The sequence below is a fragment of the Rhodovulum sp. ES.010 genome (assembly GCF_900142935.1).
In the GTDB taxonomy this organism is placed as follows: Bacteria; Pseudomonadota; Alphaproteobacteria; order Rhodobacterales; family Rhodobacteraceae; genus Rhodovulum.
Map to the genome: position 1 here is coordinate 919,888 of NZ_FSRS01000001.1, position 14,313 is coordinate 934,200.

The window sequence follows — 14,313 nt, forward strand, 5'->3', positions numbered from 1 at the left end:
GATTCAGGTCGGCCGGCGCTCGGCCCCGAAGACCTTGTGGGCGACCAGCGGATAGACCACGACCAGCGTGACGGCGAGCAGGATGAACTCGGCCCCGTAGACGAAGAAATAGGGGGTGGCCGCACCGAACAGCCCCGACAGCGGCGAGATGAGGATCAGGTCGCGCACCACGCCGCCCACCGCGATCGCCGCGCCCGCGGCGGTCGCCTGCACCGCGCCCCAGGCGCCGAGGGCGAGCCCCACCTGCTCTTTCGGGGCGGCGCGCATCGTGGCCGTGAGGGTTCCGTGGCTGAAGAGCCCCGCGCCGAAACCCGCCAGAAGCGTGCCGAAGATGAAGATGCCGGGGCTTTGCAGGGTGGCCGCGAAGGTGATCAGCGCGAAGGCCGGCAGCCCCACCAGCGCCCCCGCGCCCGCCATCACCATCGGGTCGGCGCCGCGGCTGAGCACCCGCGACGCGAGCGCGAAGCCCACCAGGCCGCCGGCGGCCAGCGTCGCCGTCAGGCGCGTGGTCGAGGCCACGCTCATGCCCAGCACCTGGCCGCCATAGGGCTCCAGCAGCACCTCGGCCAGGCCGAAGCCCATGGTGCCCAGCCCGATCACCCAGAGCAGCCGGCGCGGGTTCGCCCCGCGCATGAACAGCGCCCAGGCCTCGGCAAAGCTGGGGTCGGGTTCGGGATTGGCGCGCTGGCGATAGGCGCGTTCGCGGTCGCGCGCCTCCATCTTCCAGATCGCGATCACGTTGAAGACCATCGTCATGACCGCCGCGCCCTGGATCACCTGGATCAGGCGCGGGTGGCTGAAATCTTCCAGAAGCCGGCCGAAGAACAGCGCGCTCGCGATCATGCCGACGAGCATCATCACATACATCAGCCCGACCACGTTGGGCTGGTCTTCCCGCGGGGCGAGGTCGGTGGCGAGCGCGAGACCCACCGTCTGCACGGTATGCACGCCGGCCCCCACCAGAAGGAAGGCGAGCGCCGCGCTGGACAGGCCCAGCCACAACGGCGCGTCGGCGGCGAATTGCTGTTGCGAAAGCACGATCAGCGCCAGCGGCATGATCGCGAAGCCGCCCCACTGCAGCAGCGTGCCCTTCCAGATGTAGGGCACCCGCCGCCAGCCGAGCGCGGATTTGTGGGTGTCGGAGCGATAGCCGATCAGGGCGCGGAACGGCGCGAAGAGCAGCGGCAGGGCGATCATCACGCCGACGATCGTGGCCGGCACCTCCAGCTCGACGATCATCACGCGGTTCAGGGTGCCGACCAGCAGCACCATCGCCATGCCGACGGAAATCTGGAAGAAGCCGAGGCGCAGCAGGCGGGACAACGGCAGGTCGTCGCTCGCGGCCTCGGCAAAGGGCATCATGCGCACACTGGTCGCGGCGATGCTCTCGATCGCGAACTTGCTGAGGCGTTTCATGCGGCTCTCCGCACGGCCGGACGCTCTGCCACCGTGTCTCGAAATGCCCGCAGGGGCGCGTTTCCTCGGGGTCCGGGCCCATGGGCCCATGGCGCGAAGGCCGAGGTCATCCCCCGGCCCCCGCGATCATCTTTACGCGGGCCGACGGCCTTACGCGTAGGTCTTGTCCTCGATCACCAGGGCGGCCTCTTCGGCGCCGCCGTTGTGGTAATCGCTGATCCAGTCGGTGGTGACCACCAGGCCAGCGTGCACCAGGAACGAGCTGATCGCCACGGCGCTGAGGAAGATCGGGATACCGACGGTCGGCTTAACGACGAGCCAGAGTTTCGCGTTGTTCATACCTTGGTACCTCCTTTAGCCCAGCCACGGCGTGCCAGCGGCCGCCAGGAAGTGCGCGACGAGCGCGATGGCGCCGAACACACGGGTGCCGTCGATGACTTGCTTGTGCACCTCTTCGGCTTCGGCGAGCGTCAGGCCGGTCGGCCAGACTTTGTCAGGATCGTCAGACATATTGTCGTCTCCCCAATATGGTTTCGACTGCGTTGCGTGCAGAACCTGCACCTTGTCGACAACGCCGAACCGTTTGGCTGCTTCCCGTTTCCGGGTTCGCGACGCCGCCGGTTCGGCCCCGTCACTTAGAAACGATGTCACAAGAGTTGGACGTTGGCAATGTCAACGCAGCCTTACACCCCCCCGAAATCGTGCGGCATATTGGACAGCGCTGACAGCCTGTCGCAGGCGTCGCACCCCCCGCGCCCTGCGACCGTGCGGACCATTGAAATTCGCCTGGCGGGATGGGGTAATGGTGTGCGCCGAACCGAAATTCCGCCATTCGCCTGAGGCCTCGGCCGCGCTTTGCGCCTCAGGACGATGCGGACAGCAGAACCTGGAGGAACGATGAAATACATTTGGGACGACTGGCTGCCGAAGCTTGCCAGCAAGGACCGCATCACCGACGTCAACATCGACCGCGAGGCCAGCACCACCCCGTTTTCGGACATGCTGGGCTTCGCCACGCTGACCAGCCGCACGTCCTACTCGGTGCAGTCGCACAACGCGGGCGATATCGAACTCTCGACCGCCAACCCGACGCCGCTGTCGAGCAAGATGGGCTGGGACCTGCTCAAGGATACCGGCTCGAACACCGAACTGATGACCGACAGCCCCTACCCGCTGTCCGCGCGGATGGGCTGGAAGCTTCTGTCCGACCGCAAGCATTTCGGCGTCGCCGAGAACGCCCAGTAAACCGCCCCCCCCGCTCGGGGCCTTGCCGCCCGCGCTCCCGCAAGGGGCGCGGGCGGTTCCGTTTCGCGCGCCGCCGTTCCCGCCCCGCGTTGAGAAGGGGTGAACGCTGCGGCGCCAGCGCGCGGGCTCGGCCGGCATAATGGCTGCAATTGGTGCGAAAAACTGTGTTTCGGGACCGAAACCGCCCGACTCGCGCCACACTCGACAGGCCCAATTTCAAAGCGGGCCGGCCTGCAAGGGCCGCGCCGGAAACCGCATTTGAAAGGACATTGTCATGGCCGGTTCAAGCCAGACCCCGCCGCGCCCGGAGCCGCGGAAGGACGAAACGCCCGATACCGGGGCCAGGACGCCGCCCCCGCCGACCCGGAAGGTGGTCTTCAGCGACTGGGCCAGCATCTGAGGACCGCACGAAAAAGGGCCGGCCCCGTGGACCGACCCCGAGATGTGCGGGGCGCACCGCGGCTGCGCGCCCCCGATCCGGCGACTCGGCCGGGGCGGCGGGCCGTCAGCCGACCAGTTCGAGCCCCGAGAAGAAATAGGCGATCTCGTCCTTGGCGGTGTCCTCGCCGTCCGAGCCGTGGACGGAGTTCTCGCCGATCGACAGCGCGAATTCCTTGCGGATGGTGCCCTCGTCGGCCTCGGCGGGGTTGGTCGCGCCCATCACCTCGCGATTCTTCGCGATCGCGTCCTCGCCTTCCAGCACCTGCACCACGATCGGACCCGAGGCCATGAACTCGCACAGCTCGTCATAGAACGGGCGCTCCTTGTGGACGGCGTAGAACACGCCGGCCTGGTCCTTGGTCAGATGGATGCGCTTCTGCGCGATGATGCGCAGGCCCGCGGCTTCGAGCTTGGCGTTGATCGCGCCGGTCAGGTTGCGCTTGGTCGCGTCGGGCTTGATGATCGAAAAGGTGCGCTGGATGGCCATTCGGGTTGTCCTCGTCTGCTGCGGCGCCGCCCCCGGCGGGCGGCGCAGGAAAAATCGCGGTCCTGCTAGCATGGGGGTCCCCCCTTGAAAAGCCGCGATTGACGGGGCGGACCGGCGCTGGCACATGCCCGGCATGCTGCGGATTTCCGACATCTCCTTCGCCATCGAGGGCCGCCCGCTGTTCGAGCGCGCCTCGGCGGTGATTCCGGGCGGCCACAAGGTGGGGCTTGTCGGGCGGAACGGCGCGGGCAAGACGACGCTGTTTCGCCTCATCCGGGGCGAGTTGGCGCTGGAATCGGGCGAGATCGCCCTTCCCCCGCGGGCCCGAATCGGCGGCGTCGCGCAAGAGGCGCCGGGCACCGGGGTCTCGCTGCTCGACACGGTGCTGGCCGCCGATACCGAGCGGGCGGGGCTGATGACCGAGGCCGAAACCGCGACCGACCCGCACCGCATCGCCGAGATCCAGACCCGGCTTGCCGATATCGACGCCTGGTCGGCCGAGGCCCGGGCCGCCGCGATCCTCAAGGGCCTCGGGTTCACCGAGGCGGAACAGGCGATGCCCTGCTCGGCGTTCTCGGGCGGCTGGCGGATGCGGGTCGCGCTGGCCGGCGTCTTGTTCGCCCGGCCCGACCTGCTGCTCCTGGACGAGCCCACCAACTATCTCGATCTCGAAGGCACGCTGTGGCTGGAATCCTACCTGGCGCGCTATCCCTATACCGTCATCCTGATCTCGCACGACCGGGGCCTGTTGAACCGGGCGGTCGGCCACATCCTGCACCTGGAGAACCGCAAGCTGACGCTTTACGCCGGCGGCTACGACGCCTTCGCGCGCGCCCGGGCCGACCAACGCGCCGTGCAGGCGGCCGAGGCGAAGAAGCAGGAGGCGCGCCGCGCGCATCTGCAAAGCTTCGTCGACCGGTTCCGCTACAAGGCGTCGAAGGCGAAACAGGCGCAGGCGCGGGTCAAGATGCTGGAGAAGATGGAGCCGATCACCGCGCCCGAGGACGCGGCGCGCACCGTCTTCAGCTTTCCCCAGCCCGACGAGCTGTCGCCGCCCATCGTGGCGATGGAGGGCGCGGCGGTGGGCTATGACGGCGCGCCGGTGCTGGCGCGACTCAGCCTGCGCATCGACCAGGACGACCGGATCGCGCTTCTGGGCCGGAACGGCGAGGGCAAATCCACCTTTTCCAAGCTGCTGGCCGGCAAGCTCGACAAGCTGTCGGGGCGGATGACCACCGCCGCCAAGCTGCGGGTGGGGTATTTCGCCCAGCACCAGGTGGACGAGTTGCACCTCGACGAAACCCCGCTCGACCATATCCGGCGCGAACGCCCCGAAGAGGCCCCGGCGAAGCTGCGCGCGCGGCTGGCCGGGTTCGGGCTGGGCGCCGACCAGGCCGAAACGCCGGTCGGGCGGCTTTCGGGCGGGCAGAAGGCGCGGCTGTCGCTGTTGCTCGCCACGCTCGACGCGCCGCATCTCTTGATTCTCGACGAGCCCACCAACCACCTCGATATCGAGAGCCGCGAGGCGCTGAGCGAGGCGCTGAACGCCTATTCGGGCGCGGTGATCCTGGTCAGCCACGACATGCACCTGCTGAGCCTCGTCGCCGACCGGCTGTGGCTGGTGAAGGACGGCCGCGTCACGCCCTATGACGACGATCTCGACGCCTATCGCCGGATGCTGCTGTCGCAAGAGACGCCCGCGCCCGCGAAACCGGCCACGCCCGCCGCGAAAAAGCCCGCGCGCGAGGCGGTCATGGCGGCGCGGGCGGAGGCGCGGAAATGCGAATCCCGGGTCGAGAAGCTCACCGAGATGCGCGAGAAGCTGCAGGCCAAGCTGGCCGACCCCGACATCTACGACGCGCGGCGCGAGGACGAACGGCTGCTGTGGCAGCGCAAGTTCGCCGAGGTCGAAGAAGCGCTGGAACGCGCCGAGGCGCTGTGGATGACGGCGCTGGAATCGCTGGAACGGGCCGAGGGCTGAGCGATGGAGCCCACCTTCTACATCTCCGCCTTCGTCACCCTCTTCGTGGTGATCGACCCGATCGGCCTGGCGCCGCTTTTCGTGGCGCTGACCCAGGGCATGGGGCGCGCCGAGCGGCGGGCGATCGCGCTGCGCGCCGCGCTGATCGCGGTGGGGCTGCTGACGCTGTTCGGGGTGCTGGGCGAGTCGGTTCTGGCCTTCGTCGGCATCTCGATGCCCGCCTTCCGCATCGCGGGCGGAATCCTGCTGTTCCTCACCGCGCTCGAGATGCTGTTCGAGCGCCGCACCAAGCGGCGCGAGGACCAGGCGCATGACGACCGGCCCGACCCCTCGGTGTTCCCGCTGGCCACGCCGCTGATTGCCGGGCCCGGCGCCATGGCGACGATGATTCTCCTGAACGGGGCGGCCGACCGCGCCCCGCTGGCGATGCTGCTGGTGCATCTCGTGATGTTCGCGGTGGTCGCGCTGGTGCTGCTGTTGTTCCTGCTCGCGCCGCTTCTGGAACGCGCGCTGGGGCGGACCGGGATCAACGTGGTCACGCGGCTTCTGGGGATGCTGTTGGCCGCACTGTCGGTGCAGTTCGTGCTCGACGGGCTGCGCGATTTCGGCCTGGCCCCGGCCTGACGCCCTTCGCGTTGGCCAGGGCGTCCCCTATATTGGACGCACGCCCAGTCCGAAAGGATCCGCATGCACGGCGACGACATCGCGCAACTCATGTATCTCGGCCTGCTCGGCGCGGCCATTGCGGGCTATTTCCTGGTGTCGAACCGCGACCGGCTGGGACAGGTCGCGCAGCAGGCGGCGATCTGGGGGCTGATCTTCATCGGCGCGATCGCCGGCGTGGGGCTGTGGTCGGACATCCGCCGGGACGTGATCCCGCGCCAGACGGTGTTTTCCGAGGAGGCGCGGGTCGAGGTGCCGCGCGCGCCGGACGGGCACTATTACCTGACGCTGCAGATCAACGACACGCCGGTGCGCTTCGTCGTCGATACCGGCGCCACGGACGTGGTGCTGACGCGGCAGGATGCCACGCGCGTGGGGCTCGACCCCGGAGAACTGGCCTTCTTCGGCGAGGCGCGGACCGCCAACGGCGTGGTGCAGACCGCGCCGGTCCGGCTTGACGAGGTGCGGCTGGGCCCGATCGAGGACAACGGCATGCGCGCCTTCGTGAACAGCGGCGAGATGGACGATTCGCTGCTGGGCATGGCCTATCTCAACCGGTTCGAACGGATCGAGTTCGCCCGCGACCGGATGATCTTGAGCCGCTAGCCGCCCATCAGCGCGCGCAGCCGCCGCGAGAAGGCGGCGGGGTCGCTCTGCTCATAGGCCGCGGGGATCAGCGGCGTGATATGGGCGGCCCGCTCGGCCGCGGCAAAGCCCTCGGGCGCGGCGATATAGCCTTCGCGGGCGAGGAAACTGTCGGCATAGCCCGGCAGCACCCAGGAAATGTCCCACGGCAGGCCACGCGGGCCGCCGCCGGCGTTCACGGCACGCGCGAGCACGTTGGTGCAGTTGGCCAAGAGCGTGTTGTACCAGCGCGGCTTGTCCTCGACGCGCGCGGTATCGGCCAGGACCCGGCGCAGCACCGCGCGCGCGTCTTCGGGCGGCAGGTCAAGCGGATAGAGATAGAGTTGGTCCTCGGTATACCAGGTGGAGTTCGCGTAGGCGTCGCGCTCGGTCGACCAGACCCAGAGATATTCGTAGGCGGGCCAGAGCGCACCGCGGAGCGCCGAATAGGACTCGCCCGTTTCGCGGCGCGCCTCGACCGAGGCGACATAGGCCGCGCCGCCGGCGAATTCGAAGGCGAGCATGGTGTGGGCGATGGCGGGATTGTCGGAAAACGGCTCCATCAGGAACCACACCCGGACGAGGTCGTCCTCGTCGAGCCGGGCGGTGATCCAGTCGCGCGCGGCGGGGGTGCCGTCGGGGGCATAGGACCAGTTGCGCACATTGCCCAGCCGGACGCCGTGCGGGGTGTGCGCGACCGTGGCCACCCTTTCGTAGACCGGCGGCCAGGCGCGGTCGTGAGACGGCGCCGCCAGGCCCCAAGCGGCCGTCAGCACGGCGCCGGCGCCGAGCAGCAGCGTAAAGAGCGCGATCAGCGCGCGGCGCATCCGCTCCCCCGCGCCTCAGCCACCGCTTCCGGCCTTCTTCTCCCAGCGGCCCGACTCCTCGGACCAGTATTGCGCGGCCAGCCCGGCGCCGGTGAGTGCGCGCCATTGCGCGCGTGCGGCCTCGACCGCGGTTGGGTCGTTGCCGTCGAAGAGGATGCAGGTGCGTTCCATCGCGCGGGCCTCGTCCGGCGCGACCGGCGCGCCGTCCACCGCCATTAGGCAGGCGGGGTCGTTCGGGGCGTCGCCCGCGTCGGTCAGCAGCACCGGCTGGTCGGCGTCGAACGGGCCACCCGCGCGGCCGTGCGGCAGGAAGCCCTCGCCCAGCCACAGCCGGTCGTCCAGCCAGTCGAGCCGGCGGGGATCGGTGCCACGCACCGCCACGCGCCAGCCCTGCGCCAGCGCCTTGTCCAGCAGCGCCGGCAGCGTCGCCTCGAGCGGGCGGCGGGTGAGGTGGTAGAACAGCACGGCTCCCATCGGGCGGCTCCGTCAGCGGATCGGCGCGGGCAGTTGACCCCGGGGCGCACCGCCGCGCAAGGGCTCGGCGGCCGGTTTCGCCGCGGCTGACGCCCCGGCGACCCGCCGGGGGGGCCCTGCCCCCCGGACCCCCCGGAGTATTGGCCCCAAGAAGAAACCCGCGGCCTGTCAGCCCTCGAACCGGTCGGCCACCAGCCGGTCCAGCGCCAGCACGCCCCAGCCGGTCGCGCCCTTGGGCGCGAGCGGGGTCTCTTCGGGCGGACGGGCGACGCCGGCGATGTCGAGATGGATCCAGGGGCAGCCCTCCTTCACGAAGCGCTGCAGGAACTGCGCCGCGGTGATCGATCCGCCGGGGCGGCCGCCCACGTTCTTCATGTCGGCAATGGGCGATTTCAGCTGCCGGTCATAGGCCTCGCCCAGCGGCATGCGCCAGGCGCCCTCGCCCTCGGCCGCCGCGGCCTTCATGAAATCGGCGCAGAACCGGTCGTCGTTCGAGAAGACGCCCGCGTTCTGGTGGCCGAGCCCGATGATGATCGCGCCGGTCAGGGTGGCGAGGTCGACCATTGCGGCGGGTTCGTACTTTTCCTGCGCGTACCAGAGCACGTCGGCCAGCACCAGCCGGCCCTCGGCGTCGGTGTTGATGACCTCGACGGTGTCGCCCTTCATCGTCTTGACGATGTCGCCGGGACGCTGGGCGCGGCCGTCGGGCATGTTCTCGACCAGGCCCACGAGACCGACGACATTCGCCTTCGCCTTCCTGAGCGCGAGCGTGCGCATCACGCCGGCGACGACGCCCGCGCCGCCCATGTCCATGGTCATGTCTTCCATGCCTTGCGCGGGCTTGATCGAGATGCCGCCGGTGTCGAACACCACGCCCTTGCCGACCAGCGCCAGCGGCGCGTCGTCCTTCTTGCCCCCCATCCAGCGCATCACCACGACCTTGGACGGGCTCTCGGAGCCGCGGCCCACGGCCAGGAGCGTGCGCATCCCGAGCTTCTCCAGCTCGTCCTCCTCGAGGATCTCGACATCGAGGCCAAGCTCCTGCATCGCCGCGAGGCGGGCGGCGAAATCGTCGGTGGTCAGCACGTTGGCGGGCTCGTTCACCAGGTCACGGGTGAAGAACACGCCCTCGGCGCGGGCAGCCATCGGCCCGGCCTCGGCGGCGACCTGCTCGGGTTTGGAGACCATCACCCGGACCTGGCCGGGCAGGGTCGGTTCGCCGCCCTTGTAGGCGCGGAACTCGTAGGCGCGCAGCGCGAGGCCGAAGGCGATGTCGGCGGCGCGCGGATTCGCGCCCGCCAGCGCCAGGATGTCGGCGCCCCCCTGTGCCCGGGCCAGCGCCGCGCCGGCCTTGCGCGCCTCTTCCATCGTCGGGCGACGGTCGAGGCGGACAACGTCGACCGACGCGGCCGCCACGTTCGCGGGCCAGGACAGCGGCGTCATGTCGCCCGGCTTCAGCTTGGCGAAGGCGTCGCTCTCGACGAAGCGCGCAAGCGCGCCCTTGAGCAGCCGGTTGACGCGCCGCGCCCCGGGATCGAGCTTGCCGTCGGCCCCCACGAAGACCGCCACCCGCCCCGTGGCGGAGGCGATCGCGTCGAGGTCGGTTTCGGCAAAGGTGATCGCGACGGGCGTCGTCATGTCTGTCTCCCGGAATTTCGTTGGTCTGGCCCCTACCTAGTCCCCCGCCGCCCCCTTGACCAGATAGCAGTTTTCCCGCCATGCCGATTGGTCTAGGGTCCCGCGCGACCGCTGGCCGTCCTGGGGGGACATGTGCCGAGATTCGACCGATACCTGCTTGGGCAGCTGACGATCCTGTTCGGCTTCTTCGCGCTCGTGCTGGTGTCGATCTACTGGGTCAATCGCGGCGTCTCGCTGTTCGAGCAGATCATCGGCGGCGGCCAGTCGGCGCTGGTGTTCCTGGAATTCGCGGCGCTCACCCTGCCCAACGTGATCCGCCTGGTGCTGCCCATCGCGGCCTTCGCGGCCACGGTCTACGTCATCAACCGGATGATCTCGGAAAGCGAGATGGTGGTGATGCAGGCGCTGGGCTGCAGCCCGTGGCGGCTGGCCCGTCCGGTGGCGGCGTTCGGCCTGCTGGTGGCGCTGCCGATGCTGGTGCTGACCCACGTCCTGGTGCCCGCGAGCCGCGCCATCCTGGACGAGCGCCGCGACGAGATCTCGCGCGACATCGCCTCGCAATTCCTCTCGGAGGGCCAGTTCCTGCACCCCGCCCGCGGGATCACATTCTATATCCGCGAGATCACGCCCGCGGGCGAGCTGCGCGACATCTACCTGTCGGACGCCACCGACCCGGCGGTGCGGGTCACCTATACCGCCAAGCGTGCCGTGCTGGTCGACAGCCCCTCGGGGCCGAAACTGGCCATGTTCGAGGGGATGGCGCAGTCCCTGGAGCCGGACGGCCGGCGGCTCGCGGTCGGGCGGTTCGAGGATTTCGTCTACGACATCGCGGCGCTGCTGGACAGCGCGCGGATGCGCCCGCCGAAGATCGAGACCCTGCCGACCGGAGACCTGATCGACCCGTCGCCCGGATTGATCGCCGCCACCCGGGAGCCACGCGCGGTGCTGCTCTACGAGGGCCACGCCCGCTCGTCGCAACCGCTTCTGGCGGTTGCGGGGGCGCTGATCGGCTATGGCGCGCTGCTGATCGGGGGGTTCAGCCGGTTCGGGGTCGGCCGCCAGGTCGGGCTCGCGATCGTGCTGCTGATCGTGGTGAGCTTTCTCGACAACGCCATGGGCGACCTGGTGCGCCGCGGCGCCCTGCCCTGGCCGATGACATACGCCCCCCCGCTGGCGGGGATGGCGATCGGCGCGGCGCTGATCGGGCTTTCGGCCCGGCGCCGGAGGCCGGGCGCGGCGGCGGGAGCGGCGCGATGACGCTACACCTTTATTTCGCGCGCAAGTTCACCCTTGCCGTGCTGGCGATCTTCGCCGGCTTCGCCACGATCCTGGTTCTGATCACCATGGTCGAACAGCTGCGCGATTTCGGGGTCGGCACGATCGGGCTGCGCGAGTCGCTGCACCTCGCCGCGCTGCGGGTGCCCGCGGATCTCTACACGATCCTGCCGCTCGTCATCGTGCTTGCAACGGTGACGTTGTTCCTAGGGCTCGCGCGTACCTCGGAACTCGTCGTCACGCGCGCCTCGGGGCGCTCGGCGTTGCGCAGCCTGATCGCGCCCGTGGCGATGGCGCTGGTCTTCGGGCTGCTGGCGGTGGCGATCATGAATCCCATCGTCGCGGCCACCAGCAAGCGCTTCGAGGTGGTATCCAGCCATTACGAGGGCGCCGAGGTCAGCGTTCTGTCGGTCAGCGCCGAGGGGCTGTGGATGCGCCAGGGCGGCGCCGCCGGGCAGATGGTGATCCGCGCCGACCGGGCCAATCCCGAGGGCACGCGGTTCTTCGACGTCACCTTCCTGGCCTTCGGTCCCGATGGCAGCCCGGCCTGGCGGATGGAGGCGGAGCAAGCGGCGCTGACCCCGCGCGGCTGGGACATCCGCGACGCCAAACGCTGGACCTTCGGCCTCGAAGCGCCCAATCCCGAGGCCACTGCCATCGAGGAAGTCCGTGTCGTCCTGCCCTCGGATCTGACCAGCGAGCGCATCCGCGACAGTTTCGCCCGGCCCTCGGCCATCGCGATCTGGGACCTGCCGGACTTCATCGCCTCGCTGGAGCGCGCGGGCTTCTCGGCACGGGCGCACCGGGTCTGGCTGCAGATGGAACTGGCGCTGCCGCTGATCCTGACCGCGATGGTCCTGCTCGGCGCCGGGTTCACCATGCGCCACACGCGGTTCGGGCGCACCGGGCCGATGGTGATACTGGCGCTGGGCCTCGGGCTGGGGCTGTTCTTCCTGCGCAATTTCGCGCAGGTCCTGGGCGAGAACGGGCAGATCCCCGTGGCGCTTGCCGCCTGGAGCCCGCCGGCGGCGGGAATTCTGCTCTCGCTGGGGCTCCTGCTGCACCTGGAGGATGGCTGATGCGGCGGCGCTGGGCGTTTTCGATTCTACTGGCGGCCACGCTCGGTTCCGCGATGTGGGGTCCCGCCCCGGTCCGGGCCGAGGACGCGCCGGAGCCGGCCGCCACGCTGATCGCCGACCGCGTGCGCGTGGGCGAGTTGCGCCAGCTCGTCGCCGAGGGCGATGTCGAGGTGCTCTACGGCGACACGCGGCTGCGCGCCAGCCGCGTCACCTACGACCGCGAGGGCGGGCGGCTGACCATCGACGGCCCGATCAAACTGACGACCGGAGACGGCACCGTCGTGGTCGCCGACAGCGCCGATCTGTCGACCGACCTGACCGAGGGCATCCTGCGCTCGGCGCGGATGGTGCTCGACCAGCAGTTGCAGCTTGCCGCCGCCGATATCCGCCGCGTGGCGGGCCGCTACAACGAACTGGACCGGACCGTCGCCTCCGCCTGCCAGGTCTGCGCCGAGTCCGAGGTGCCGCTGTGGCAGATCCGCGCCCGCCGGATCGTCCACGACCAGCAGGAGAAGCAACTTTATTTCGACCATGCGCGGCTCGAGGTGGTGGGCGTGCCGGTCTTCTACCTGCCGCGGCTGAGGGTGCCCGACCCGACGCTGGAGCGTGCGACCGGGTTCCTCACGCCCAGCATCCGGGCGACCGACCGGCTGGGCACCGGGCTGAAGCTGCCCTATTTCATCGCGCTGGGGCCGCACCAGGATCTGCTGCTCACCCCCTATGTCTCGACCTCGCGGACGCGCACGCTGGAATTCCGCTACCGCCGCGCCTTCCGCCGGGGCGATATCGAGGTCGAGGGCGCGATCTCGCGCGACAGCCTGCGCGAGGACGAGTTGCGCTATTACCTGTTCGCCGAAGGCGGCTTCGACCTGCCGCGCGACTTCCGGCTCAGCTTCGATTTCGAGGACGTCTCCGACCCCGGCTATCTCTTCGACTACGACTATGCCGACAAGGACCGGCTGGACAGCGCCATCGGGCTGACCCGCGCCCGGCGCGACGAACTGATCGCGGCCGACCTGATCCACTACGAGACGTTCCGCGATTCCGAGAACAACGCCACGATCCCCAGCTATGTCGGCGACGCAAGCTACCGCCGCCGCTTCGCCCCGCCGGGGATCGGCGGCATCGCGGCGTTCAGCCTGTCCGCCGACGGGCTCTACCGCGACTCGACCGCCTCGGTCGACGGCCGCGACCTCGCCCGGCTCTCGGCCGGGCTCGACTGGCGCGGGGACTGGGTGACGGGCAACGGCGTCGTGCTCGCGGCGATGGGGGCGCTGGACATCGACCATTACCGCGTGGGCGACGACGCCGCGCGCAGCGGACACAGCACGCGGGTCACGCCGGCGGCCACGGTGGAGTTGCGCTGGCCGATGGTCAAGACCGGCGCGGGCGGTGCGAGCCATCTGCTGGAACCGGTGGTGCAACTGGCCTGGAGCCGCGAGGACGATGGCGACATTCCGAACGAGGACAGCGTTTTGGTGGAATTCGACGAGGCCAACCTGTTCTCGCTCAGCCGCTTCCCCGGCGAGGATGCGCGCGAGGCGGGGTTCCGCGCCAATCTCGGCATCGGCTGGACACGCTACGACCCCGCCGGCTGGTCGCTCGGCCTCACCGTCGGGCGGATCTTCCGCGAGGAGGACCTCGGCCAGTTCGCCGGCGGCTCGGGGCTCGACGGCGACCGGTCGGACTGGCTTGCGGCCATTTCGGTCGATCTCCCGGGCAATCTGAGCCTGTCGAACCGGGCACTGTTCGACGACGGCTTCGATTTCACCAAGAACGATTTGCGCGTGGACTGGCAATCCGACCGGGTGGCGCTGGGGTCGAGCCTGCTCTGGACCGAGGCGAACCCCGCCGAAAGCCGCCCCGACGACCGTTCGGAATGGGTGATGGACGCCGCCTACCGGTTCCGCCCGAACTGGACGGGCAAGGTCGACTGGCGTTACGACTTCGTCGGCGAGGAGGCGTCGAAGGCCGGGATCGGGCTGGAATACCGCAACGAGTGCGTCATGGTCGATCTTTCCCTCTCGCGTCGGTTCACCGCCTCGACTAGTGTGAGGCCGACGACGGATTTCGGCTTGACCGTCTCGCTCATCGGCTTCGGGTCGGGCAGCGAGGCGGCGGGCCGGGCCCGGCGCTGCGCCCGGTTCTGAAGCGACCGGGCCA

At 69.7% G+C, this 14,313-nt stretch carries 14 protein-coding genes; 7 read left to right on the forward strand and 7 right to left on the reverse strand.

Going from position 1 to position 14,313, the window contains the following annotated elements; all coding sequences use genetic code 11:
• Window positions 1–3: 3 nt before the first annotated feature.
• The 3 genes from BUR28_RS04605 to pufB form a co-directional block, all read right to left on the reverse strand.
• A complete protein-coding gene (locus BUR28_RS04605; protein ID WP_074219059.1) occupies window positions 4–1,416 on the reverse strand; it encodes a PucC family protein in 1,413 nt (470 codons plus the stop codon).
• Between the two features lie 150 nt (window positions 1,417–1,566).
• Window positions 1,567–1,755 (reverse strand): light-harvesting protein, encoded by a 189-nt coding sequence (locus BUR28_RS04610; protein WP_074219060.1) that lies wholly within the window; start codon window positions 1,753–1,755, stop codon window positions 1,567–1,569.
• Between the two features lie 15 nt (window positions 1,756–1,770).
• Window positions 1,771–1,926 carry a light-harvesting antenna LH1, beta subunit gene (gene pufB, locus BUR28_RS04615; RefSeq protein ID WP_074219061.1) on the reverse strand — a complete coding sequence of 52 codons (156 nt, stop codon included), beginning with the start codon at window positions 1,924–1,926 and terminating at the stop codon, window positions 1,771–1,773.
• Window positions 1,927–2,313: 387 nt separating this feature from the next.
• On the opposite strand from pufB, the gene BUR28_RS04620 reads away from it, so the two are divergent.
• Complete coding sequence (locus BUR28_RS04620) at window positions 2,314–2,661, forward strand: hypothetical protein (protein WP_074219062.1); 348 nt, start codon at window positions 2,314–2,316, stop codon at window positions 2,659–2,661.
• A 505-nt stretch (window positions 2,662–3,166) separates the two neighbouring features.
• On the opposite strand, the gene ndk is transcribed toward BUR28_RS04620, so the two are convergent.
• A complete protein-coding gene (gene ndk / locus BUR28_RS04625; RefSeq protein ID WP_074219063.1) occupies window positions 3,167–3,589 on the reverse strand; it encodes a nucleoside-diphosphate kinase in 423 nt (140 codons plus the stop codon).
• 133 nt (window positions 3,590–3,722) lie between these two features.
• Here ndk and BUR28_RS04630 point away from each other — a divergent pair, with 133 nt between their 5' ends.
• The 3 genes from BUR28_RS04630 to BUR28_RS04640 all read left to right on the forward strand — a co-directional run bounded on the left by BUR28_RS04630 (window position 3,723) and on the right by BUR28_RS04640 (window position 6,839).
• Window positions 3,723–5,570 (forward strand): ABC-F family ATP-binding cassette domain-containing protein, encoded by a 1,848-nt coding sequence (locus BUR28_RS04630; protein ID WP_074221514.1) that lies wholly within the window; start codon window positions 3,723–3,725, stop codon window positions 5,568–5,570.
• 3 nt (window positions 5,571–5,573) lie between these two features.
• Complete coding sequence (locus BUR28_RS04635) at window positions 5,574–6,194, forward strand: MarC family protein (RefSeq protein WP_074219064.1); 621 nt, start codon at window positions 5,574–5,576, stop codon at window positions 6,192–6,194.
• A 63-nt stretch (window positions 6,195–6,257) separates the two neighbouring features.
• Window positions 6,258–6,839: a retropepsin-like aspartic protease family protein gene (locus BUR28_RS04640; RefSeq protein ID WP_074219065.1), complete on the forward strand. Its 582-nt coding sequence runs from the start codon at window positions 6,258–6,260 to the stop codon at window positions 6,837–6,839.
• Here BUR28_RS04640 and BUR28_RS04645 read toward each other — a convergent pair.
• The 3 genes from BUR28_RS04645 to BUR28_RS04655 form a co-directional block, all read right to left on the reverse strand.
• Window positions 6,836–7,684 (reverse strand): lipoprotein N-acyltransferase Lnb domain-containing protein, encoded by an 849-nt coding sequence (locus tag BUR28_RS04645; RefSeq protein ID WP_074219066.1) that lies wholly within the window; start codon window positions 7,682–7,684, stop codon window positions 6,836–6,838. The genes BUR28_RS04640 and BUR28_RS04645 overlap by 4 nt on opposite strands.
• 15 nt (window positions 7,685–7,699) lie before the next feature.
• Window positions 7,700–8,158 carry a DNA polymerase III subunit chi gene (locus BUR28_RS04650; protein ID WP_074219067.1) on the reverse strand — a complete coding sequence of 153 codons (459 nt, stop codon included), beginning with the start codon at window positions 8,156–8,158 and terminating at the stop codon, window positions 7,700–7,702.
• Window positions 8,159–8,326: 168 nt separating this feature from the next.
• Window positions 8,327–9,796, reverse strand: a complete 1,470-nt coding sequence (locus tag BUR28_RS04655; RefSeq protein WP_074219068.1) for a leucyl aminopeptidase — start codon at window positions 9,794–9,796, stop codon at window positions 8,327–8,329.
• 132 nt (window positions 9,797–9,928) lie between these two features.
• Between BUR28_RS04655 and lptF the strand changes: the two genes are divergently transcribed.
• The 3 genes from lptF to BUR28_RS04670 are packed head-to-tail and all read left to right on the forward strand — an operon-like array spanning window position 9,929 to window position 14,300.
• A complete protein-coding gene (gene lptF, locus BUR28_RS04660; protein ID WP_074219069.1) occupies window positions 9,929–11,053 on the forward strand; it encodes an LPS export ABC transporter permease LptF in 1,125 nt (374 codons plus the stop codon).
• Entirely contained in the window at window positions 11,050–12,150 is a 1,101-nt protein-coding gene (gene lptG / locus BUR28_RS04665; RefSeq protein WP_074219070.1) for an LPS export ABC transporter permease LptG, read from the forward strand. Before lptF ends, lptG begins: the two co-directional genes overlap by 4 nt.
• Window positions 12,150–14,300, forward strand: coding sequence for an LPS-assembly protein LptD (locus tag BUR28_RS04670; RefSeq protein ID WP_074219071.1), 2,151 nt, complete (start codon window positions 12,150–12,152; stop codon window positions 14,298–14,300). Before lptG ends, BUR28_RS04670 begins: the two co-directional genes overlap by 1 nt.
• The last annotated feature ends 13 nt before the right edge of the window (window positions 14,301–14,313 follow it).

Excerpts from the sequence above, each read along its gene's own strand:
- BUR28_RS04605 (WP_074219059.1), bottom strand. The coding sequence starts at position 1,416 with ATGAAACGCCTCAGCAAGTTCGCGATCGAGAGCATCGCCGCGACCAGT.
- BUR28_RS04610 (WP_074219060.1), bottom strand. The coding sequence starts at position 1,755 with ATGAACAACGCGAAACTCTGGCTCGTCGTTAAGCCGACCGTCGGTATC.
- pufB (WP_074219061.1), bottom strand. The coding sequence starts at position 1,926 with ATGTCTGACGATCCTGACAAAGTCTGGCCGACCGGCCTGACGCTCGCC.
- BUR28_RS04620 (WP_074219062.1), top strand. The coding sequence starts at position 2,314 with ATGAAATACATTTGGGACGACTGGCTGCCGAAGCTTGCCAGCAAGGAC.
- ndk (WP_074219063.1), bottom strand. The coding sequence starts at position 3,589 with ATGGCCATCCAGCGCACCTTTTCGATCATCAAGCCCGACGCGACCAAG.
- BUR28_RS04630 (WP_074221514.1), top strand. The coding sequence starts at position 3,723 with ATGCTGCGGATTTCCGACATCTCCTTCGCCATCGAGGGCCGCCCGCTG.
- BUR28_RS04635 (WP_074219064.1), top strand. The coding sequence starts at position 5,574 with ATGGAGCCCACCTTCTACATCTCCGCCTTCGTCACCCTCTTCGTGGTG.
- BUR28_RS04640 (WP_074219065.1), top strand. The coding sequence starts at position 6,258 with ATGCACGGCGACGACATCGCGCAACTCATGTATCTCGGCCTGCTCGGC.
- BUR28_RS04645 (WP_074219066.1), bottom strand. The coding sequence starts at position 7,684 with ATGCGCCGCGCGCTGATCGCGCTCTTTACGCTGCTGCTCGGCGCCGGC.
- BUR28_RS04650 (WP_074219067.1), bottom strand. The coding sequence starts at position 8,158 with ATGGGAGCCGTGCTGTTCTACCACCTCACCCGCCGCCCGCTCGAGGCG.
- BUR28_RS04655 (WP_074219068.1), bottom strand. The coding sequence starts at position 9,796 with ATGACGACGCCCGTCGCGATCACCTTTGCCGAAACCGACCTCGACGCG.
- lptG (WP_074219070.1), top strand. The coding sequence starts at position 11,050 with ATGACGCTACACCTTTATTTCGCGCGCAAGTTCACCCTTGCCGTGCTG.
- BUR28_RS04670 (WP_074219071.1), top strand. The coding sequence starts at position 12,150 with ATGCGGCGGCGCTGGGCGTTTTCGATTCTACTGGCGGCCACGCTCGGT.